A 20,595-nucleotide genomic window follows, 5' to 3' on the forward strand; every position below is an offset into this window, starting at 1 on the left:
CGTCGGATCAGGTGAAGTCGATCCGCGCGTTCTCGTTGTTGAGCACGATGACCGGCGTGACCGCGGGGTGTCCCGCGGCCCGGATCTTCGCGAGGTCGAACCGGAGCAGAGGAGTGCCCGCGGTGACCTTCTGGCCCTTCTCGACAAGGGTCTGGAAGCCGTCGCCCTTCATCTCGACGGTGTCGATGCCCACGTGGATCAGCAGCTCGGTGCCGTCGCTCAGCACGAGCGCCACCGCATGGCTGCTGTCGAAGGTGCCGCCGATGGTTCCGTCAGCCGGAGCGACGACCGTATCGCCCGTGGGCTCGATCGCGAGCCCCGGGCCCATGATCCCCTGACCGAACGTCGGGTCCGGCACCTCGGCGAGCGGAACGACTCTTCCCTGAAGCGGCTGGCGCAGGGTGATCGTGGTGGTGGCAGCCTCGGTCAGGACGCCGGTGCCTGCGGGGGCCGTGCTCGGCTCAGGAGCAGCCCCGGTGGGTGCTTCCGCCCGTCCGGTCATGATGGCCTCCATCGCGTCCTTCACGAACTGGACGTTCGTGCCGTAGACCACCTGGACCGACTTGCCGCCCGGCTTCATGGTGCCGGCGGCGCCGGCACGCCTGAGCGCGGTGTCGTCGACCTTGCTGACGTCGTCGATCTCCATTCGCAGGCGCGTGGCGCAGTTCTCGAGTTCGAGGATGTTGTCCTTGCCGCCGAGTGCCTCGATGAAGCGACCGCCCGTGACGAGGTACTTGTCGTCCGTCGCGTGCGTGTCGTACTCGGTGTCGTCGGCGAGGATGTCGTCGTCCTCACGACCCGGTGTCTTCAGGTTGAAGCGCTTGATGATGAAGTAGAAGACGACGAAGTAGATGCCGAACCAGAAGACGCCCATCACGGGGATGAGCCACGGGTTCTGAGCCAACGGGTTCATCCAGCCGAGCACAAGGTCGATGAACCCGCCGGAGAAGCCGAAGCCCATGCGCACCGGCAGTATCGCGCTGATGGCCATCGAGATGCCCATGAACACCGCATGCACGAGGTACAGCACCGGGGCCAGGAACATGAAGGCGAACTCGAGCGGCTCGGTCACCCCCACGAAGAACGACGAGATCGCTCCGGAGAGCAGGATGCCGTAGGCGAGCTTCTTGCGCGTCGTCTTGGCCGTGAGGTACATCGCCAGAGCGGCGCCCGGGAGCCCGAACATCATGACGGGGAAGAACCCGGTCATGTACTGCCCGGTCACGCCGTAGGTTCCCGTGCCGTCGAGGAAGTTGTTGAGGTCGTTGATCCCCGCCACGTCGAACCAGAACACCGAGTTGAGCGCGTGATGCAGGCCGACGGGGATGAGCAGCCGGTTCAGGAATCCGTAGATGCCGGTGCCGATCGGCCCGAGCGTCACGATCCACTCGCCGAACCCGACCAGTCCGCCGTAGACGAACGGCCACAGGAAGAACAGGACGATGGCAACGACGAGCGAGAACCCGGCGGTGACGATCGCGACGGAGCGCTTGCCTGAGAAGAACGAGAGCGCGTCGGGGAGCTTGGTGTCCTTGAACCGGTCGTAGCACCAGGCGCCGATCAAGCCGCAGATGATGCCGACGAAGACGTTCTGGACCCGCAGGAACGCCGGATCGACTTCGTTGACATCGTCGATGCCCGTGAAGAGCGCGACCGTCTCAGGCTTGAGCAGCGTCGTGATCACGAGCCATGACACCAGGCCTGCCAAGGCCGATGTGCCGTCCGATTTGCTCGCCATCCCGAGCGCGATGCCCACAGCGAACAGCAGCGCCATGTTGTCCAGCAGCGAGCCGCCGGCGGCGCTCAGGAATGTGGAGACGAGATTGTCTCCCGCGGCCGATTTGATCCAGTAGCCGATGCCGGACAGGATCGCAGCCACCGGCAGCACAGCCACCGGGAGCATGATCGATCGGCCGAGCCTCTGCAAGAACTTCATTGTTCGCCTCCACGTGGAGCCAGGGACAGGTGATGGGGATGAGGCTACACAGAAGGCGGGTGCACCGGCACCGGCAGTCCCTCCGAAAGGGGGTAGCGCACACTCGAGTGCGGCGCAGTTAGTCGGTAGGGCGGTCGCGCGACACCCGCGCAACGAGCGTCGCCGCCACCCTTCGGGCGACGGCGACGCTCGTAGGGCGGGTGGGACTTGAACCCACGATCGTCGGGTTATGAGCCCGCTGCCTTGACCAGCTTGGCCACCGCCCCTCGCACGTCTCCGTGCGCAGACGAGCCTACCGCGAGCCGCGGCCGGGTCGTCTCAGCGGCGTTCTGAGCCGTCCGCCGGGTCTTTTACGGGCGGCTCGGGCCACACTTTGGCAACGGCCTCGCTGACGCGGACCGAACCGGTGCGCGGATGCGCGGCATCCACCCCGCCCCCACTGCTGCCCCGCTGGATCGGAAGCTCCTGGCTCTCGCTGATGATCTGCGGGTGATGGCGCGCGAGCTGGAAGACGCCCCACACGGCAACGGCGCCCACCGCCCCGAACGCGATGTACACCCACAGCGGCGCCCCGGCGACCTCTTGAAGCACGATCAGGCCGATGAGGATCGCGACGATCGGGTCGACAACGGTCAATCCGGCGACGACGAGATCGGGCGGACCGGACGAGTATGCCGTCTGCACGAAGTAGGCGCCCACGATCGCGCTCACGATCAGAGCGGCGAGGCACAGCATCGTCAGCCACTCGAAGTCGCCGTTCTGAATGCGCACGATGACGACCTTGGCCAGGGTCGCCACGAATCCGTAGATGACTCCGGCGGCGGTGATGTAGAAGAGCGGGCCGATGCGCTTGCGGAACCACAGGAACAGCCCCGCGAAGACGATCGTGACGACTCCCAGCAGCACCAGGATCGTGATCAGCTGCTGGTTCGACACCGGCTTCTCGGTCGCGAACAGCGCGGCGATCGTGACGAAGACGAAGATGCCGCCCACACACGCCGCGATCGCGATGAGCGACCGCCTGGTGGGCTTGTGACCGCTGATCTGCGCGTTCAGCAGTGTGGTGATGACCAGGGCGATCGCCCCGAGTGGTTGCACCACGATCAGGGGCGCGTAGGCGAGCGCGGTCAGCTGGCAGATGATCGCAACGCCCAGCATGACGGTTCCGAGCACCCACGAGGGCCTCGAGAGGAGCTTGAGAAGGTGACCGGCACTCAGTCCCTGGTGCGCCGTCGCACCGCTGAGCTGTTCGACCTTGGTGACTCCGCGATGCTGGTACTGCGCGCCGAACGACATGAAGACCGCACCGAGCAGGGCCAGCGGGATGCCGATGAGAAGGCCAGGGTTCTGGAAGGCGCCGACGAGCTGATCGCCCACGTCCTCGAGCTCGGACACCATCCACACCACGTACCGACACTAACCTGCGACGCCGGTCGATAGGCTCAAGGCGTGGCAGTTCTCCCGATTCGCATCATGGGTGATCCCGTCCTCCACTCCCCCGCCGCGCCGGTGGAGGAGATCACGGATGAGATCCGCACGCTGGTCGCCGACATGTTCGAGACGATGGATGCCGCTCCCGGGGTGGGGCTGGCGGCTCCGCAGGTGGGGGTGCCGCTGCGGATCTACACCTACTCCTACGCCGACGACGACGGCGCGCCCTGGCGCGGGGTGATCATCAACCCGGAGCTGTGGATGCGTCCGCTCGAACCGGGCGAACCCGATCCTGACGACGAGGCCGAGGGATGCCTGTCGTTCCCCGGCGAGCGGTTCCCGCTGCGCCGCTCCGACGAGGTGCTGGTGACGGGCCTGGACGTCGATGGTCAGCCGGTGCGCGTCCAGGTGGACGGCTGGCGTGCCCGCATCATGCAGCACGAGTTCGACCACCTCGACGGCATCCTCTACGTCGACCGTCTCGGCGACGGCGACTGGAAGACGGTGCAGAAGATCGCCCGCAAGCGCGGCTGGGGCCGGCCGGGCCAATCCTGGACACCGGGAATCGACGACCTCGAGGGCTGAGGTCGCCTGACCCAGCCTGGCCCAGACGAATGAAGGCCCCGGGGGTGGAGCCCCGAGGCCTTCGCTCCCCCACTTGGACTCGAACCAAGAACCTATCGGTTAACAGCCGATTGCTCTGCCAATTGAGCTATGGAGGAATGCCCCTCGCCGCAGCGCGGGCAACCAGTCCATATTAGCAAAGCTCGCAGGGTGGTCGTGACACCGGGTCCGGTCAGCTGACCAGACGCCGGTCGGCTTCTCCGCTGGGGGTCCACAGCAGATCGTGGGTGCCGTGACCGAAGGCGACCGCGTGACCCGCCCTCAGCACGAGCACGTCGGCATCGAGCTCGCGGACGACCTCCGGCTCGTTCGTGACGACCAGCGTCGCCATGCCGAAGTCGTGCCGCCGACGCACCAGCGCGTCGCGGGCGGCTTTGCGGACCTCGACGTCCATGTTGGAGAACGGCTCGTCGGCGATCAGCACGCGCGGCTGGAGCACCAGCGCTCGAGCGAGCGCGACACGCTGCCGCATCCCAGCGCTCAGCTCGTACGGATACTTCGCCGCCGCGCCCAGCGGAAGCAGCATCTCGTCGAGCAGGGTCGCGACGCGGACGGCCAGTGCGCGAGGATTCACCCGCTTGTCACGGCTGGTGATCGGCTCGCCGATGACATCGCCGACGGTCAGCCTGGCGGGAAGGTGCGCACCCGCGGACTGCGGGAGGTACCCGGCGTAGTACGTCAGTTGCCGGTGGGCGCGTCCGGGATTGCGCACCGGGATCCCCTCGACCTCGGCCGTGCCTCCGACCACCGTGAGCCCCGTCTCGCCGGCACCGGCGAGGACAGCGGCGAGCGAGGACTTGCCGGCGCCGGTCGGGCCCATGAGCGCCAGCGTGCCGCCGTGCGGCAGCTCGAACGATACGCCGTCGACCACTCGCTGCGTGCCGCCGGCGCGTCCGGATCGCGCGAGGGAGAGATCCACGCACCGGACGGCGACATCGGCATCTCGACGGCGAGGCATGAGTTCATCCTGCCGTGACACGCGGTCGCGGCGCCAGCCGACACGTCGTGCGGGAGTGTTGCCGTCAGGCGCCGTCGGCCAGCGCCTGTCGCTCGGCGTCGAGCTCGCGCAGTCGCAGCCGGATGCGACGCCCTTCCTCGGAGGCGGCCGGCACACGCTGGATGGCGCCCAGCAGCTCGCTCTTCTCGCCGTCCAGGCCGCGCATGATCAGCCTTCGCACCAGGTCGTGGGCGGACGCGACGGCCTCGTCGTCGTGCAAGGCGGGAAAGTCACCCGCGAGCAGCTCGGCGGCGAGCGAGCGGTACGGCTCGCGGACCGTCGCCACGGCATCCACAGCCCAGCCCGGGCGCTGCCGATCGGGCGCGCTGTGGATCGAGACTCGGACGGCGTCCAGTGCCGGATGCCGGAAAGGCAGGTCGAGCGCGCGTGCGACGAGTGTCGTGTCCATGCGGTGGCCGAACTGCAGGACGCCCATGAGAGCGTCCCGCTCCAGCCCCACTTCGGGGCTGCGTGGAAGGGAGGCGAGCGACACACGCATCGCGGTTTCGTCGGCAGGGGCGCGCGCCGGCTCCGCCGAGGCCCCCGCTTCCGCGCGGCCGCCGCGGCCCACGCGGCCGACTTCACGGCGAACCGCCTCGGTGTCCATGCCCAGACGGCGGGCCAGCACCCGCACGTATTCCGGCTGCAGCAGCGGATCGCGCAATTCCGCCACGACCGGCGCCGCCGAGCGAAGGGCGCCGACGCGCCCCTCGACGCTGGCGAGGTCGAATCCCGAGACGCGCTGGTCGAGAACGAACTCGACCATGGGCACCTTGGCATCCATCAGCGCGCGCACCGCGCCGTCCCCTCGGGCGAGACGGAGGTCGCACGGATCGAGCCCCTCCGGCCCGGTGGCGACGTAGGTCTGCGCGTTGAACCTCTTGGCGTCGGCGAAGGCGCGCAGCGCCGCCTTCTGGCCCGCAGCATCCGGATCGAAGGTGAAGACCACCTCACCGGCGGTGGAATCGTCGCCCATCACCCGCCGCAGCACCGTGATGTGGTCCGATCCGAAGGCCGTGCCGCACGTCGCGATGGCGGTGGTGATCCCCGCGAGATGGCACGCCATGACGTCGGTGTAGCCCTCGACCACGACGACCCGGTGCTCGCGCGAGATGTCGCGCTTGGCGAGATCCAGCCCGTAGAGGACCTGCGCCTTCTTGTAGATCGTCGTCTCGGGTGTGTTGAGGTACTTCGGCCCGTTGTCGTCGTCGTACAGCCGGCGCGCACCGAACCCGATCACCTGCCCGGTGACGTCGCGGATCGGCCACACCACACGCCCGCGGAACCGGTCATACACACCGCGCTGGCCCTGCGAGACGAGCCCTGCGGCGCTGAGCTCCTCATCGCTGAACCCGAGCTTGCGCAGCGCGCCGTGCATGTTCGACCAGCCCTTCGGCGCGTACCCCACACCGAAGTGAGCGGCCGCGCCGGCGTCGAACCCCCGCTGCCCCAGAAAGCTGCGCGCCGCGTCGGCCTCCGGCGTCGCGAGCTGTGCCCGGAAGTACTCCGCAGCGGCCGCGTTGGCCGCGTAGAGGCGGGATCGGCCGGCCGTCTCGGGCGCGGCGCCGCCATCCTCGTAGTGCAGCGTGAATCCGAGTCGCCCGGCGAGGCGTTCGACGGCCTCGGTGAAGGTGACGTGGTCCATCGCTCGCAGGAACGAGTAGACGTCGCCGGACTCACCGCACCCGAAGCAGTGGTAGAAGCCCGCCTGCGGCCGGACGTTGAAGCTCGGACTGCGCTCGTCGTGGAAGGGACACAGACCCTTGAGGGACCCCACGCCCGCGGACTTCAGCGCGACGCGCTCCCCGATGATGTCGGCGATGTTCGTCCGCGCCTTGACCTCGTCGACGTCGGCCTGACGGATGCGACCTGCCATCAGCGGCCCTCGACGGAATCGACCGATGCCCGGCGCGGTGCGTCGACGACTGGGCGCGCTCCGGGCGACCAGACGCCGAGGGAGGACGCGTCCACCGGTCCGACCAGGGCACCGTGCCACGCGATCGCGAGCTGATCGGTCAGGCTCGCCACCTGGTCGACGATGACACGACGACGCGCCCGGTCCGTATCGGCCAGGGACAGGTCTTGCGCGTGGAGCGGGTCCAGGGCGTCGGGCCGCTCCCACAGCGCGGAGGCGAGGCGCTTGAGGACCCGCCGCTGCTCCTTGTAGAGGTCCTTGCGTCCCTCGATCGACACCACGACGGCTCCGATGATGCCCTTCAGGACGGCCATCTCCGCCTCCACGACCCGCGGCACCACCAGGTGGCCCCGATATCGGGTGAGCACGGTGGTGGCATAGGCCTCGCGGGTCGCGGTCGTGGCCGCGCGGGCGAACCGCCCGATCAGATCCGAGGTCAGGTTCTTCAGCCGTGCCAGCGAGGCACGGGTGCCGTCGAACGCGTCGATCCACTCCGGCATCCGCATGAGGCGGTACAAGGCGTCCTCGAGCTCGTCTCGCGCGAAGTCGAAGCCGACCCACGACTGGATGGCGCTGAGCAGCGCCTGGTGCTCAGCAGGGTCCGCGAGCCGGGCCGGATCGAGATAGCCGTTGACGACGGCATCCTCGAAGTCGTGCACGGAGTAGGCAATGTCATCCGACAGGTCCATCACCTCGGCTTCGATGCAGCGCACTCGCCCTGGCGCGTCGGAGCGCAGCCACGCGAAGACGTCCTCGTCCTCGGGGTACACGCCGAACTTCAGCCGCCCGCCGGGATCCGGAAGCGGGTGGGCCGCCGTCCAGGGATACTTGCACGAGGCGTCGAGGCTCGCACGCGTGAGGTTCAGGCCGAAACTGCGTCCATCGCCGTCGACCACCTTCGGCTCGAGCCGCGTGAGGATGCGCAGGGTCTGCGCGTTCCCCTCGAACCCACCGAAGTCCTCGGCCCACTCGTTCAAGGCACGCTCGCCGTTGTGCCCGAACGGCGGGTGGCCGAGGTCGTGGCCGAGACACGCCGTGTCGACGACGTCCGCGGCCAGACGCAGCGATGTCGCGAGCTCCCGGCCGACCTGCGCGACCTCGAGTGAGTGCGTGAGGCGGTTCCGGGCGAAATCCGCCGGACTGGCGGGGCTGAGCACCTGCGTCTTCGCCGCGAGGCGGCGCAAGGCGGCGGAGTGCAGCACGCGGGCGCGGTCCCGCGCGAAGTCGTCGCGCTGCGAACGGTGCTCTTCGGCGTGGAAGCGAGCGGCGTCGGCATCGTCGTAGCCCGGTGGGCGCTCCGCGGCGCCCTCCGCGTCAGCCACCACTGTGGTCGAGTTCCGCGTCGGCGAGGGCACAGGACTCCTCGGTCGCGAGATCCCGCGAATCCAGCCAGTGCTCGGGGAGCGCCGGTCGCTTCGGCGTACCGGCACGTCCGCGCTGGCCCTCGGCCGCCGCGCCCGGGTACGGAGCATCCAGGTCGAGGGTAGAGAGGAGTTCGTCGATCTCGGCCAGGCTCGACACCGTGGCCAGGGCGGCACGGAGTTCGCCGCCGACCGGGTACCCCTTCAGGTACCACGCGACATGCTTGCGGATGTCGCGGCAGCCTCGGGTCTCGTCCTCGAAGAAGTCCACGAGCAGCTCCGCGTGCCGGCGGAACGCGGCGGCGACGAATCCGAGGGTCGCATCGACGGGTTCGGAGGGGGCGGCGCCCGGTCGCCCGAGGGTGCGCGCGAGGTCGCCGAACAGCCATGGGCGGCCGAGGCATCCGCGGCCGACGACGACGCCGTCGCATCCGGTCTCGTCCATCATGCGAACGGCGTCCTCGGCCGACCAGATGTCGCCGTTGCCGAGCACCGGGATGCTGGTGACGGTCTCTTTGAGCTTGGTGATGGCCGACCAGTCCGCGGTGCCGGAGTAGAACTCGGCCGCGGTCCGTGCGTGCAGCGCCACGGCCGCGACTCCTGCGTCCTCGGCGATCCGGCCCGCATCCAGGTACGTCAGGTGGTCGGAGTCGATGCCCTTGCGCATCTTGACGGTCAGCGGGATGTCACCGGCGGCACGCGCCGCGCGCGTGACGATGTCACGGAACAGGCCGATCTTCCACGGCAGCGCGGCACCCCCGCCCTTGCGGGTGACCTTGGGGACGGGGCATCCGAAGTTCAGATCGATGTGATCGGCGCGATCCTCTTCGACGAGAAGGCGCACAGCGGCCTCCGTCGTCGCCGGATCGACGCCGTAGAGCTGGATCGACCGCGGAGTCTCGGACTCATGGTGGGTGATGAGCCGCATCGTGGTGGCGTTGCGCTCGACCAGGGCGCGGGTCGTGATCATCTCGCTGACGTACAGTCCCGCTCCGTATTCGCGGCACAGCCGGCGGAAAGCGGTGTTGGTGATGCCCGCCATCGGAGCCAGCACGACGGGCGCGTCGAGTTCGATGGGCCCGATGCGCAGGGTGCGCTCTGGGGCGATGGCAATGGTCACGGGTCCCATTCTCTTATAGGAATCCGATGCGCGGCTGAATGCCGGGGCATAGCCTGGGGATATGACCGAGGCCACCACGACCGATCTGCGCTCCATCCCGTTCCAGACCGCCGACGGCGGCACGGCGACGCTGGCCGATTACGGCGATCAGGTGGTCCTCGTGGTCAACGTCGCGTCTCGATGCGGGCTGACGCCGCAGTACGAACAGCTGGAGCAGCTGCAGCGCGCGTACGCGGACCGCGGCTTCACTGTGCTCGGCTTCCCGTGCAATCAGTTCATGGGGCAGGAGCCCGGCTCGATGGATGAGATCCTCGAGTACTGCGCGACGACGTGGGGCGTCACGTTCCCGGTCTTCGACAAGGTCAAGGTGAACGGCGGCAAGGCCGCACCCCTCTACAAGTCGCTCAAGCAGACGCGCGACGAGGACGGCAAGAAGGGCCCGGTCCGCTGGAACTTCGAGAAGTTCGTCGTGACGCCGGGGGGAGGCATCCATCGCTTCCGTCCGCAGACGAAGCCCGACGACCCGGCGATCGTCGAGGTGATCGAGGCGAACCTCTCCCGCTGAGGCGGGTCAGCCGTCGACGACCGCCGGCTCGCGGCGCTCGTCCCACACCTGACGCACGATCTGCGCGAACGCCTCGGCGGGCTGTGCGCCCGAGACCCCGTACTTTCCGTCGATCACGAAGAACGGCACGCCGTTGATCCCGTAGGCCTGGGCCTGCGCCTGGTCGGCGCGCACCGCGGCGAGGTAGCGAGCGCTGCGCAGCGCGTCGCGGGCGGCGTCGGCGTCGAGGCCGGCATCCGTCGCCAGTTGCACCAGTTCGTCTTCGCGACCGAGGTGACGGCCCTCGGTGAAGTACGCCGACATCAGCCGTTCCGCGAGCTCGTGCTGCCGGCCGTTCTCCTTGGCGAAGTGCAACAGCTCGTGTGCCTTGACCGTGTTGGTGTGCTGCAGGAGGTCGAAGCGGTACTCCAACCCGGCCGCCGCGGCGACGCCCGTGACGCGCTCCAGCATCTGCTGCACCTGCTCGCGCGGCATGCCCTTGTGGGTGGCGAGGAAGTCGAGTTCATCGCCCTCGAAGTCCACCGGAGTGTCGGGCGAGAGCTCGAAGGAGTGGAAGGTCACCTCCACGGCGGGAGCGTCGTCGTCGGCGGATGCCGCGGCCAGACCCTTCTCCAGATTGCGCTTGCCGATGTAGCACCAGGGGCAGGCGATGTCACTCCACACGTCGATCTTGATGGCATCCGTCATACCGGGCACAACCTGCCCAGTGCGGTGATCTATTCCGTCGAATGCGATCAGGACGGGTCAGGCACTCGGGGCGTCGACGGCGCCGCCGAACCGCCGTTCCCGGCCCAGGTAGAGATCGATGCCGTGCCACAGGTCCGCGCGCGTGAAGTCGGGCCACAGTGTGTCGAGGAAGACGAACTCCGCATAGGCCGACTCCCACAGGAGGAAGTTCGAGGTGCGCTGCTCTCCGCTGGAGCGGATGAACAGATCCACGTCCGGCATGCCGGGCTGGTAGAGGCGACGCTGGATGAGCTTCTCCGACACCGCCGACGGCTTGAGCCGTCCCGCCGCGACATCGTCGGCGATCGACCGCATCGCGTCGACCAGCTCCACGCGTCCGCCGTAGTTGACGCACATCGTCAGCGTGAGCACGTCATTGCCGGCCGTCAGGCGCTCGGCGTACTGGAGCTCCTTGATGACCGAACCCCACAAGCGGGGCTTTCGGCCGGCCCACTGGATGCGGACGCCCCATTCGTTCAGCTGATCCCGTCGCCGGTGCAGCACGTCGCGGTTGTAGCCCATGAGGAAGCGCACCTCCTCCGGAGAGCGCGACCAGTTCTCGGTCGAGAACGCATAGACCGAGAGGTGCTTCACGCCTGCCTGGATCGCTCCGGCGACCACATCGAGGAGCGCCGCCTCGCCGGCTTTGTGGCCCTCGATGCGGGTGAGGCCGCGGCGATTCGCCCAGCGGCCGTTGCCGTCCATCACGAGCGCGACATGTCCCGGCACCGCGCCCTTCGGATAAGCCGGCGGATACACACCGGTCCAGTCCAACGGGCGATACGGCACCGCGTCGCGATGCGTGTACGGCTTCGGTGTCACCGGGTGCCTTCCTGCGGGCTCGCGACGTGCGAGAGCGAACGGATGCCGCGCTCGAGGTGCCACTGAGCGTACGCCGCGATCAAGCCCGACGCGGCCGCCGATGACGCCGCGGTCGCGGCATCCACCCGCTCCCATTCGCCGGCCATGAGCGACTGGAGCAGTCCGACAGTGGCTCTGTCGACGCGGGCCGCTCCGGTGGGCGCGCAGTCGGAGCACACGATCCCGCCCTGCTGGGCGACGAAGGTGTCGTGGGTGCCTGCACGCCCGCAGCGCGCGCATTCGCCCAGCCCGGGCGCCCAGCCTGAGAGTGCCATCGCGCGCAGCAGGTAGGAGTCGAGCACGCTGCGGGAGGCGTGCTCGCCGCGCGCGAGCGCGCGCAGTCCGCCCACGAGGAGCAGGTACTGCTGCGGAGTGGCCTCGGCCTCGTTGAGCCGGTCGGCGGTCTCGACCATCGCGTGGGCCGACGTGTAGCGGTCGTAGTGCGCCGCGATGTCGGCGCCGTACGAGCCGAGCGACTCGGCCTGCTGAATGATGTCGAGCGAACGGCCCTGATACAACTGCACATCCGCGACCATGAACGGCTCGAGCCGTGCCCCGAAGCGCGACGACGTGCGCCGCACGCCCTTCGCGACGGCCCGCAGCTTGCCGTGCCGGCGGCTGAGCATCGTCACGATCCTGTCGGCCTCACCCAGCTTGTGGGTGCGCAGGACCACGACTTCATCGCGGTAGGTGGGCACCCGTCAATTATCCCCGGCGGCGGCCGGAAGGAGGCGGTGCGCCGCGGCATGGGTTCGAGGCCGACCGGATGCGACCGCGCTTTGTGGTGGCGCTAGCACATTATGTATGCTGTTCACTATGTCCGGCACGCAGATTCTTGACACCCTCCTCGCGATCTCGCAGCTGCTCGAGGCGGACCAGACGAGCGAGCTGGAGCGGCGCGGTCTCACGACGTCGCGCACGCACCTGCTGTGGGTGCTCCATCACGGCGGACCTGCGACTCAGATTCAGCTGGCGGAGGCCATCGGCGTCACCCCGCGCAATGTCACGGCCCTCGTCGACGCACTCGACGCCACCGGCTTCGCGCGGCGCGAACCGCACCCGACCGACCGGCGCGCGGTGCACGTGACCCTCACCGAACGCGGTCGGTCGATCATGGAGACGATGGACGCGGAGCACACCGCTCTCGGCAGCGACCTCGTGGCCGGACTCGACGACGACGAACTGCAGATCACGTCCCGGGCGCTGCAGCACATCCTCGACCGGCTTCAGTCCCTGATCGCCGAGCACGCAGCCCGGCAGGCCGAGCGGAGCGACCTCGGATGAGCGTCATGACCGAAGAGGCACCCGGTCGCGGTCGCGTCGCGCGGATCGCCCGGATGGCATGGCGCGCCGAGGTCGGCGTGTGGCAGAGCCTGTATCGCTGGCTGTTCCGCCGCCCGCGCGTGCCGGCAGGCGCGAGCGGCTTCGCCTATCACTCCCCCGTCATGACGATCCTCGTGATCTTCATCGTGCTGTCCGCCGTCGAGATACCGATCGTCGATCTCATCGTCCATCCGTGGCCGTGGGTGCGGATCCCGCTCCTCGCACTGGGCATCTGGGGCGTCACCTGGATGGTCGGTCGGATGCTGGGCTACCTCACACGCCCTCACTCGGTCGGGCCTGACGGCATCCGCGCGCGTCTGGGGACCGACCTCGACATCGACCTGCCGTGGGAGGCCGTCGCGTCGGTGGAGCGATCTCGCGACGTCACCGAGAAGGCCCCCAAGATCCGCGACGAAGCGCACGGACGCACCCTCGCGATCCGGATGGCGAACGAGACCAACATCCTGGTCACGCTCGAGCACCCGGTGACCACCGAGGTGTCAGGCCGACCGGCAGAGCTCGACGCCGTCCGGCTGTGGGTGGACGACCCGGACGGATTCATGTCCGCGGTGCGGACTCACATCCCCTGATCCCGCGTCCTGCGCCTCGGGCGGCGACAATGGAACGGTGGACGAGCCGCTCTTCGTGATCCCGCTGTGGGCCGACCTGGTCGCCGTCGGCCTCGGCGGCATCCAAGGAGCGCTGTTCGCTTCGGGCTTCCGCGGCGAGCGGCGCCTGGATCTGCTCGGTGTCGCGATCATCGGCGTCGTCATGGGCATGGGCGGCGGACTCATCCGCGATCTGCTGCTCAACGTGACGCCGACCACCCTGCAGAGCAATTGGTACCTGCTGACCGCCACGGGGGCGGCTCTGCTCGGGATGCTGCTGGCCGGGGTCTTCCAACGACTCAATGCCGTCATCGTCGGGCTCGATGCGCTCGTGATCGGGCTTTTCGGGGCGTTCGGCACGAGCAAGGCGCTCGTGCTCGGCCTGCCGCTCGTCCCCGCGGTGTTCGTCGGCGTGTGCGCCGCGGTCGGAGGCGGCATTCTGCGCGACATGATCATGGGGCTTCCGGTGGCGATCATGCACGTCGGCTCCCTCTACGCCGTGGCCGCGGCAGCGGGATGCCTGGTGCTGGCCGGCGCGCATCAGCTCGGAGCGAACGTGGTCGTGGCCGCGGCCATCGGCATCGCCGTGACCACGGTCATCCGGCTGCTGGCCGTGATCTTCGACATCTCCCTCCCCGAGCAGCGGGCGCTGTACCGACGCAAGGTGGCGGTCGAGACGTCGGCGATCCCGATCGTCAAGCGCTGACGGCGGGCCGTCTCCGACCCGCCGTCAGCGCGACGCCTGCGGATCAGACGCCGACGAGTGCTCCGGACCGTTCGCGAGTGCGGATCGCTCGGTTCACACCGGAGACGATCGCCTTGAGTGACGCCGTGGAGATGTCACCGTCGATGCCGACACCCCACAGCCGCTCGCCGTCGACCTGCAGCTCGACGTACGCCGCCGCCTGTGCGTCGCCCCCGGCGCTCAGGGCGTGCTCGACGTAGTCGTACAGCGTCACGTCGAAGCCCTGCGCCCGCACGACCTCGAGGAAGGCCGCGACGGGTCCGTTGCCGTGGCCCGATGCGTCGTAGCTCGTCTCGCCGTCACGCAGCGTGACATCCAGCGAGACGTCTCCGGACATGTCGCTGCGCGTGCTGGTCGCGAGCAGCTCGAAACGCCCCCAACGGTCGTCGGCGACGGTCGTCGGCAGGTACTCGTCGGTGAAGATCGCCCAGATCTGGTCGCTCGTCACCTCGCCTCCCTCAGCATCCGTCTTCGCCTGCACGACACCGGAGAACTCGATCTGCAGCCGTCGCGGCAGATCCAGCGCGTGGTCGGTCTTCAGCAGGTACGCCACTCCGCCCTTTCCGGACTGAGAGTTGACGCGGATCACGGCCTCGTACGACCGGCCGAGGTCCTTCGGGTCGATGGGCAGGTACGGCACCGCCCATTCGATGTCGTCGACGGTCACACCGGCCGCAGCGGCCCGGGCCTCCATCGCCTCGAAGCCCTTCTTGATCGCGTCCTGATGAGAGCCGCTGAAGGCGGTGAAGACCAGGTCGCCCGCCCACGGGCTCCGTTCGGGGACCGGCAGCTGATTGCAGTACTCGACCGTGCGCTTGACCTGGTCGATGTCGCCGAAGTCGATCTGGGGGTCGATGCCCTGCGTCAGCAGGTTGACGCCCAGCGCAACCAAGTCGACGTTCCCGGTCCGCTCGCCGTTGCCGAACAGGCAGCCCTCGATGCGGTCGGCGCCGGCCATGTAACCCAGCTCGGCGGCCGCCACGGCGGTGCCGCGATCATTGTGCGGGTGGAGCGACAGGATGACGTTCTCGCGGTGGTTCAGGTGCCGAGACATCCACTCGATCGAGTCGGCGTAGACGTTGGGCGTCGCCATCTCGACGGTGGCGGGCAGGTTGATGATCACCTTGCGGTCGGGGGTCGGCTCGAAGACATCCAGCACCTGGTTGCACACGTCGACGGCGAACTCGAGCTCCGTCCCGGTGTAGCTCTCGGGAGAGTACTCGTAGAACACCTTGGTCTCGGGGATGCGCTTCTCGAACCGGCGGCACAGTCGCGCGCCCTCCACCGCGATGTCGATGATCCCCTGCCGGTCGGTGCGGAACACGACCTCGCGCTGTAGAACGCTCGTGGAGTTGTACAGGTGGACGATCGCCTGCTTGGCGCCTGCGATCGACTCGTAGGTGCGCTCGATGAGGTGCTCTCGCGCCTGGGTCAGCACCTGGATGGTGACGTCGTCCGGGATCAGTCCGTCCTCGATGAGCTGACGGACGAAGTCGAAGTCCGTCTGGCTGGCCGAGGGGAAACCGACCTCGATCTCTTTGTAGCCCATGCTGACGAGCAGCTCGAACATGACGCGCTTGCGCTCCGGGCTCATCGGATCGATGAGCGCCTGGTTGCCGTCGCGGAGGTCGACGGCGCACCAGCGCGGGGCTTCGGTGATCCGCCGGGACGGCCACGTGCGATCGGGCAGATCCACTCGGATCAGCTCGTGGAAAGGCCGATACTTGTGGATCGGCATGCCCGAGGGCTTCTGGGTGTTCTTCATGGTGTCGCTTCTTCCTCGTCTTTTTAGAACGGGCCCACCACGAAGCTCCGCGACGAGAAGGGCCCTAGATCGAGGCCTCGCCGCGGCAGCTAAGAAGAAGCGAGCGTGCACGCATGGCATCAGGCTACACCCGCACCCGGGCGTTCGCGAACCGCGATCTGCGAATCGAAACGGCGGGTGAGACGATCCGGCCGATGCCGACACTCCACGGGTATGACACGTCATCACCGACGCGTGCTCGCCCTGGGAGGGCTCGCGGCATCCGTCGTCCTTCTCGTCGCGTGCGCCTCCGGGGCGTCCTCGAACACTGCCGACGGGTCCACGATCGGTCCGGCATCTCCGTTGCCACCCGAGGGCGAGGTGCTCGCGGTCGGCACGATCATGGACCATGCCGGCGAGGTCGAACTGTGCCTCGGGCCGATCGCGGAGTCGTATCCCCCTCAATGCGACGGCCTCCCGGTGGAGGACTGGACGTGGGAGGGCGTGGACGGATTCGAGACCTCGGGTGACGTGACCTGGGGCGCGTATGCCGTGCGCGGGACCTACGACGGCGCGACCTTCACGACAGTCGGGCCGCCCACCATGCTGGCCCTGTACGACCCGATGATCGCGCCGGATCCGACGGCCGGCCAGCCCGGCGCCGGCGACGACGCCACTCTGGAGCGCCTCCAGGAGGAGCTGCCCGACATGCTCGGAGACGCCTACCTGTCGTCTTCCCCCGAGAACGGCTGGCTCTGGGTCGACGTCGTATGGGACGACGGCACATGGCAGCGCGCCGTGGACGACGCGTACGGCGCGGGGGTCGTCGTGATCCGCTCGGCGCTGCGAACCGTCGGCTGACGCCGGCTAGAAGCCCAGACGGCCGAGCTGCTTCGGGTCGCGCTGCCATTCCTTCGCGACCCGCACGTGGAGCTTCAGGAACACCTTGGTGCCGACGAGCGGTTCGATCTGGGCGCGTGCGCGCGCTCCGACATCCCTCAGCCGCGAGCCCTTGTGCCCGATGATGATCGCCTTCTGGCTGTCGCGCTCCACGACGAGGTTCGCGTAGATGTCGGTCATGCTGCCGGTGTCGCGCTCGGACATGTCCTCGATCGTGACGGCGATCGAGTGCGGCAGCTCGTCGCGCACGCCCTCGAGGGCGGCCTCACGGATGATCTCGGCGATGCGGTCCTCCGTCGACTCGTCCGTCACGACTCCCTCGGGGTAGAGAGGCGGACCGGCCGGCATCAGTGACAGCAGCTCGTCCGTGAGCACGTCGAGCTGGTCGCGCGTGAGCGCCGAAAGCGGGATGACGGCCGCCCAGTCCTCGCGCAGCTGATCGACCTCGATGAGTCGCTCGGTGATCTGCTCACGGGTAGCGGCATCCGTCTTCGTCACGATCGCGACCTTCTTCGCGCGCCCATAGCCGTCGAGCGATTCTGCGATACGACGGTCTCCGGGTCCGACCTTCTCGGTGGCCGGCACGCAGAACCCGATGACGTCGACGTCGCCGAGCACTTGCTCGACGAGGTCGTTGAGCCGCTGGCCGAGGAGCGTGCGAGGCTTGTGCAAGCCGGGCGTGTCGACGATGACGAGCTGGCCCGACGGCCGGTTCAGGATGCCGCGGATGGCGCGCCGTGTCGTCTGCGGCTTGTCGCTCGTGATGGCGACCTTCTCGCCGACGAGCGCGTTCGTGAGCGTGGACTTGCCGACGTTCGGGCGCCCTACGAAGGTGACGAAGCCTGAGCGTCCCGCGGGCTGCTCGGGCGACGCAGCGGTGTGCGGTTCGGTCATGGGTTCTCCCCCTTCTTGGGAGCGCGCACCTCGCCGGTGCGGGCTCCGATGGTACGGATCTCGCCGGTGCGCGGCGAGCGTCCGAACTCTGGTCGTGTCTCGCCGCGCTCGACGAAGACCGTGGAGATCCCGCGCCCGCGACCGCGCGATGCGCCGCCGGTGAGCACCAGCCCGGCGATCTCGGCCGTGGCGCCGGGCTGCGGAACACGTCCGAGCGCCTTGCCGAGCAGGCCGCCGATCGAGTCGACGTCCTCATCTTCGAGCTCGATGCCGAACAGATCGCCCACCTCGTCGAGGCCCATGCGGGCGCTCACCCGGTAGTGCCCGGGCTCGAGCTCGGTCACCTCGTCGCCGCGTGGGTCATATTCGTCGGAGATGTCGCCGACGAGCTCCTCGATGAGGTCCTCGAGCGTCACCAGGCCCGACACGCCGCCGTACTCGTCGACGACGAGACAGACATGAACGGCATCGCGCTTCATCTGCTGCAGCAGAGTCTCGGCCTTCATCGACTCCGGCACGAACACCGCCGGTCGCGCGATGCGGCTGATGGGCGCGTCGCGCCAGCCGTCCTCGTCGCGGAAGCCGAACTGCACGAGGTCTTTCAGGTACAGCACGCCGACCACGTCGTCGGCATCATCGTCGACGATCGGGACCCGCGAGATGCCCTTGTCGAGGAACGTCGCCATCGCCTCGCGCGTGGAGGCCGAGGCATCCACCGTCACCATGTCGGTGCGCGGCACCATGACCGCGCGCACGAACGTGTCGGTGAAGTCGAACACCGAGTGGATCAGCTCGCGGTCGTCCTGCTCGATGAGCTCGTTCTCTGCCGCCTCGTCGATGATGCTGAGCAGCTGCTCCTCCGATGCGAACGATGACCCTCGAGAGGCGCCGGGAGTGATCCGGGTGCCGAGCGCGACCAGTCCGTGGGCGAGCGGTCCGAGCAGGATGCGCACGCCGCGGATCACCGGGGCCGCGCCCCGCAGCAGGCTCTTCGCGTGCAGTCGTCCGACGGTGCGGGGGCTCGCTCCCACGACGACGTACGACACGCCCGTCATCAGAACGGCTGCCGCGAGCATCGCCCACCCGATGTTGTCGAACAGCAGCACAAAGGCGACCGTGACGAGCACCGCGGCAGTGGTCTCGGCGAGCACACGGATGAAGATCACCGCGTTCGCGTGCGCCTCGGGATCCGCGGCGATCCGCTGCAGCGATCGTGCGTTGCGGCCATCGGCGCCGAGCTCGGCGAGATCCGCGCGCGAGGTCACCCCGAGTGCGGCGTCGATCGCGACCATGAGGGCGCCGAAGGCGAGGAGCAGGACCGCACCGACCAGGAGGAGTGCCTCGGTCATGCGCGGGGTCGTCGCCGTTCCGCCGCCTGGAACGATGCGATGAGCTCGCGCTGCAGCCCGAACATCTCGCGCTCCTCCTCCGGCTCGGCATGATCGAAGCCGAGCAGGTGCAGCAGGCCGTGGGTCGTCAGCAGGATCAGCTCGTCGAGCGTGCTGTGCTTGGCGGCGACGGCCTGGGCCTCGGCGACCTGCGGGCACAGCACGATGTCGCCGAGCAGCCCGGCCGGCGCCGGGGCATCCTCTGTTCCGGGGCGCAGCTCGTCCATCGGGAAGCTCAGCACATCTGTCGGGCCGGGTTCGTCCATCCACTGCACGTGCAGAGCTTCCATCGCCCCCTCGTCGACGAGCAGGATCGCCACGTCGGCCTCGGCGCTGACGTGCAGCTCGGCCAGGTTGTGCTCCATGAGCCGCAGCAGCACCGTCTCATCGACGTCGACTCCCGACTCGTTGCCGATCTCGATGGTCATGAGCGTCCTCGCTTGGGGATGTGGTCGCGCGGACCTGCCGGGCGCGCCGCCGCGCGCCGTTCGGCGCGATTCGCGAACTCGGATGCCTCGTCCCGCTCGCGTCGCGAAGCGAGCCGGCGCTCGTCGTACTCGGTGTAGGCGTCGACGATCCGCCCGACGAGGGTGTGCCGCACCACGTCCTCGCTGGTGAGGTAGGCGAAATGGATGTCGTCGATGTTGCCGAGGACGCGCGTCACCAGCCGCAGGCCCGAGGCCCCTTGGGGCAGGTCGATCTGAGTGATGTCCCCGGTGACCACCATCCGCGTGCCGAACCCCAGCCGCGTGAGGAACATCTTCATCTGCTCGGGCGTGGTGTTCTGGGCCTCGTCCAGCACGACGAACGAGTCGTTGAGCGTCCGGCCGCGCATGTACGCCAGCGGAGCGACCTCGATCGTGCCGGTGGCCATGAGCTTGGGCACCAGCTCGGGGTCCATCATCTCGTTGAGGGCGTCGTAGAGCGGCCGCAGGTACGGGTCGATCTTGTCGGTCAGCGTGCCGGGAAGGAATCCGAGCCGCTCCCCCGCCTCGACGGCCGGACGGGTCAGAATGATGCGGCTGACTTCCTTGCGCTGCAGGGCCTGCACGGCCTTCGCCATCGCGAGATAGGTCTTTCCGGTGCCGGCGGGACCGATGCCGAACACGATCGTGTTCTCTTCGATGGCGTCGACGTACGCCTTCTGCCCGAGCGTCTTGGGCCGGATCACTTTGCCCCGCGACGAAAGGATCGCCTCGCCGAGCACCTCGGACGGACGCGGTCCGCCCTCGGTCCGCAGGATCCGATTGGACGAGGTCACATCTTCCTCGCCCAGGGAGTGACCGGCCTTGGTCATCGCCAGGAGCTCGTCGACGAGCGACTTCGCAGCGGCGACGGCGGCGGGGTCCCCGGTCAGAGTGATCTCGTTCCCGCGGACGTGGACGTCGACGTCCGGATGCTCCTTCTCGACGACGCGCAGCAGCCGGTCCTGGGGACCGAGCAGCTGGACCATCGCG

The 20,595-nt window shown here is 68.5% G+C and carries 20 protein-coding genes and 2 tRNA genes; 6 read left to right on the top strand and 16 right to left on the bottom strand.

Annotated elements, in window-relative coordinates; translation table 11 throughout:
- Positions 1-7 precede the first annotated feature (7 nt).
- The 3 genes from nagE to HF576_RS16835 all read right to left on the bottom strand — a co-directional run bounded on the left by nagE (position 8) and on the right by HF576_RS16835 (position 3,343).
- Positions 8-1,936, bottom strand: a complete 1,929-nt coding sequence (nagE, locus tag HF576_RS16825; protein WP_168913994.1) for an N-acetylglucosamine-specific PTS transporter subunit IIBC — start codon at positions 1,934-1,936, stop codon at positions 8-10.
- A 192-nt stretch (positions 1,937-2,128) separates the two neighbouring features.
- Positions 2,129-2,202, bottom strand: a tRNA-Ile gene (locus tag HF576_RS16830).
- Between the two features lie 52 nt (positions 2,203-2,254).
- Positions 2,255-3,343 (bottom strand): DMT family transporter, encoded by a 1,089-nt coding sequence (locus HF576_RS16835; RefSeq protein WP_168913995.1) that lies wholly within the window; start codon positions 3,341-3,343, stop codon positions 2,255-2,257.
- A 42-nt stretch (positions 3,344-3,385) separates the two neighbouring features.
- On the opposite strand from HF576_RS16835, the gene def reads away from it, so the two are divergent.
- Complete coding sequence (gene def / locus HF576_RS16840) at positions 3,386-3,952, top strand: peptide deformylase (protein WP_168913996.1); 567 nt, start codon at positions 3,386-3,388, stop codon at positions 3,950-3,952.
- Between the two features lie 64 nt (positions 3,953-4,016).
- Here the strand turns inward: def and HF576_RS16845 are convergent.
- From HF576_RS16845 to dusB, 5 genes are all read right to left on the bottom strand, one after another.
- A tRNA-Asn gene (locus HF576_RS16845) sits at positions 4,017-4,089 on the bottom strand.
- 74 nt (positions 4,090-4,163) lie between these two features.
- A complete protein-coding gene (locus HF576_RS16850) occupies positions 4,164-4,949 on the bottom strand; it encodes an ATP-binding cassette domain-containing protein (protein ID WP_168913997.1) in 786 nt (261 codons plus the stop codon).
- Positions 4,950-5,013: 64 nt separating this feature from the next.
- Entirely contained in the window at positions 5,014-6,864 is a 1,851-nt protein-coding gene (gene dnaG / locus HF576_RS16855) for a DNA primase (RefSeq protein WP_168913998.1), read from the bottom strand.
- Positions 6,864-8,228, bottom strand: coding sequence for a deoxyguanosinetriphosphate triphosphohydrolase (locus tag HF576_RS16860; RefSeq protein ID WP_168914321.1), 1,365 nt, complete (start codon positions 8,226-8,228; stop codon positions 6,864-6,866). The genes dnaG and HF576_RS16860 overlap by 1 nt, the downstream gene beginning before the upstream one ends.
- Entirely contained in the window at positions 8,218-9,393 is a 1,176-nt protein-coding gene (dusB, locus tag HF576_RS16865) for a tRNA dihydrouridine synthase DusB (RefSeq protein ID WP_205835387.1), read from the bottom strand. Before dusB ends, HF576_RS16860 begins: the two co-directional genes overlap by 11 nt.
- A 52-nt stretch (positions 9,394-9,445) precedes the next feature.
- Here dusB and HF576_RS16870 point away from each other — a divergent pair, with 52 nt between their 5' ends.
- The gene (locus HF576_RS16870) at positions 9,446-9,949 is read left to right on the top strand and encodes a glutathione peroxidase (protein WP_168914000.1); all 504 of its coding nucleotides are present in this window, start codon (positions 9,446-9,448) and stop codon (positions 9,947-9,949) included.
- Positions 9,950-9,955: 6 nt separating this feature from the next.
- Here the strand turns inward: HF576_RS16870 and HF576_RS16875 are convergent, their stop codons facing one another.
- The 3 genes from HF576_RS16875 to recO are packed head-to-tail and all read right to left on the bottom strand — an operon-like array spanning position 9,956 to position 12,234.
- Positions 9,956-10,636, bottom strand: a complete 681-nt coding sequence (locus tag HF576_RS16875) for a DsbA family oxidoreductase (RefSeq protein WP_168914001.1) — start codon at positions 10,634-10,636, stop codon at positions 9,956-9,958.
- A gap of 57 nt (positions 10,637-10,693) precedes the next feature.
- The gene (locus HF576_RS16880; protein ID WP_168914002.1) at positions 10,694-11,497 is read right to left on the bottom strand and encodes an isoprenyl transferase; all 804 of its coding nucleotides are present in this window, start codon (positions 11,495-11,497) and stop codon (positions 10,694-10,696) included.
- On the bottom strand, positions 11,494-12,234 hold the full coding sequence (gene recO / locus HF576_RS16885; RefSeq protein ID WP_168914003.1) for a DNA repair protein RecO: 741 nt from the start codon (positions 12,232-12,234) through the stop codon (positions 11,494-11,496). The genes HF576_RS16880 and recO overlap by 4 nt, the downstream gene beginning before the upstream one ends.
- 118 nt (positions 12,235-12,352) lie before the next feature.
- On the opposite strand from recO, the gene HF576_RS16890 reads away from it, so the two are divergent.
- From HF576_RS16890 to HF576_RS16900, 3 genes are read left to right on the top strand one after another with little or no spacing between them, the layout of a single operon-like run.
- Complete coding sequence (locus HF576_RS16890; protein WP_168914004.1) at positions 12,353-12,820, top strand: MarR family winged helix-turn-helix transcriptional regulator; 468 nt, start codon at positions 12,353-12,355, stop codon at positions 12,818-12,820.
- Between the two features lie 5 nt (positions 12,821-12,825).
- The gene (locus tag HF576_RS16895; RefSeq protein ID WP_240949006.1) at positions 12,826-13,449 is read left to right on the top strand and encodes a hypothetical protein; all 624 of its coding nucleotides are present in this window, start codon (positions 12,826-12,828) and stop codon (positions 13,447-13,449) included.
- A 37-nt stretch (positions 13,450-13,486) separates the two neighbouring features.
- Positions 13,487-14,173, top strand: a complete 687-nt coding sequence (locus HF576_RS16900; RefSeq protein ID WP_168914006.1) for a TRIC cation channel family protein — start codon at positions 13,487-13,489, stop codon at positions 14,171-14,173.
- A 43-nt stretch (positions 14,174-14,216) separates the two neighbouring features.
- Here HF576_RS16900 and leuA read toward each other — a convergent pair whose 3' ends face one another.
- On the bottom strand, positions 14,217-15,977 hold the full coding sequence (gene leuA / locus HF576_RS16905) for a 2-isopropylmalate synthase (protein ID WP_168914007.1): 1,761 nt from the start codon (positions 15,975-15,977) through the stop codon (positions 14,217-14,219).
- 213 nt (positions 15,978-16,190) lie between these two features.
- Here leuA and HF576_RS16910 point away from each other — a divergent pair, with 213 nt between their 5' ends.
- Entirely contained in the window at positions 16,191-16,817 is a 627-nt protein-coding gene (locus tag HF576_RS16910) for a hypothetical protein (RefSeq protein ID WP_168914008.1), read from the top strand.
- Between the two features lie 6 nt (positions 16,818-16,823).
- Here HF576_RS16910 and era read toward each other — a convergent pair whose 3' ends face one another.
- The 4 genes from era to HF576_RS16930 are packed head-to-tail and all read right to left on the bottom strand — an operon-like array spanning position 16,824 to position 20,591.
- The gene (gene era, locus HF576_RS16915; protein WP_168914009.1) at positions 16,824-17,750 is read right to left on the bottom strand and encodes a GTPase Era; all 927 of its coding nucleotides are present in this window, start codon (positions 17,748-17,750) and stop codon (positions 16,824-16,826) included.
- Positions 17,747-19,099, bottom strand: coding sequence for a hemolysin family protein (locus HF576_RS16920; protein ID WP_168914010.1), 1,353 nt, complete (start codon positions 19,097-19,099; stop codon positions 17,747-17,749). Before HF576_RS16920 ends, era begins: the two co-directional genes overlap by 4 nt.
- Entirely contained in the window at positions 19,096-19,566 is a 471-nt protein-coding gene (gene ybeY, locus HF576_RS16925; RefSeq protein WP_168914011.1) for an rRNA maturation RNase YbeY, read from the bottom strand. Before ybeY ends, HF576_RS16920 begins: the two co-directional genes overlap by 4 nt.
- On the bottom strand, positions 19,563-20,591 hold the full coding sequence (locus HF576_RS16930; protein ID WP_240949023.1) for a PhoH family protein: 1,029 nt from the start codon (positions 20,589-20,591) through the stop codon (positions 19,563-19,565). The genes ybeY and HF576_RS16930 overlap by 4 nt, the downstream gene beginning before the upstream one ends.
- Between the last annotated feature and the right edge of the window lie 4 nt (positions 20,592-20,595).

It is taken from the genome of Microbacterium salsuginis, from assembly GCF_012524205.1.
Taxonomy (GTDB): Bacteria; Actinomycetota; Actinomycetes; order Actinomycetales; family Microbacteriaceae; genus Microbacterium; species Microbacterium salsuginis.

Excerpts from the sequence above, each read along its gene's own strand:
- nagE (WP_168913994.1), bottom strand. The coding sequence starts at position 1,936 with ATGAAGTTCTTGCAGAGGCTCGGCCGATCGATCATGCTCCCGGTGGCT.
- HF576_RS16850 (WP_168913997.1), bottom strand. The coding sequence starts at position 4,949 with ATGCCTCGCCGTCGAGATGCCGATGTCGCCGTCCGGTGCGTGGATCTC.
- dnaG (WP_168913998.1), bottom strand. The coding sequence starts at position 6,864 with ATGGCAGGTCGCATCCGTCAGGCCGACGTCGACGAGGTCAAGGCGCGG.
- dusB (WP_205835387.1), bottom strand. The coding sequence starts at position 9,393 with ATGGGACCCGTGACCATTGCCATCGCCCCAGAGCGCACCCTGCGCATC.
- HF576_RS16870 (WP_168914000.1), top strand. The coding sequence starts at position 9,446 with ATGACCGAGGCCACCACGACCGATCTGCGCTCCATCCCGTTCCAGACC.
- HF576_RS16875 (WP_168914001.1), bottom strand. The coding sequence starts at position 10,636 with ATGACGGATGCCATCAAGATCGACGTGTGGAGTGACATCGCCTGCCCC.
- HF576_RS16890 (WP_168914004.1), top strand. The coding sequence starts at position 12,353 with ATGTCCGGCACGCAGATTCTTGACACCCTCCTCGCGATCTCGCAGCTG.
- HF576_RS16895 (WP_240949006.1), top strand. The coding sequence starts at position 12,826 with ATGACCGAAGAGGCACCCGGTCGCGGTCGCGTCGCGCGGATCGCCCGG.
- leuA (WP_168914007.1), bottom strand. The coding sequence starts at position 15,977 with ATGAAGAACACCCAGAAGCCCTCGGGCATGCCGATCCACAAGTATCGG.
- HF576_RS16910 (WP_168914008.1), top strand. The coding sequence starts at position 16,191 with ATGACACGTCATCACCGACGCGTGCTCGCCCTGGGAGGGCTCGCGGCA.
- era (WP_168914009.1), bottom strand. The coding sequence starts at position 17,750 with ATGACCGAACCGCACACCGCTGCGTCGCCCGAGCAGCCCGCGGGACGC.
- HF576_RS16920 (WP_168914010.1), bottom strand. The coding sequence starts at position 19,099 with ATGACCGAGGCACTCCTCCTGGTCGGTGCGGTCCTGCTCCTCGCCTTC.
- ybeY (WP_168914011.1), bottom strand. The coding sequence starts at position 19,566 with ATGACCATCGAGATCGGCAACGAGTCGGGAGTCGACGTCGATGAGACG.
- HF576_RS16930 (WP_240949023.1), bottom strand. The coding sequence starts at position 20,591 with ATGGTCCAGCTGCTCGGTCCCCAGGACCGGCTGCTGCGCGTCGTCGAG.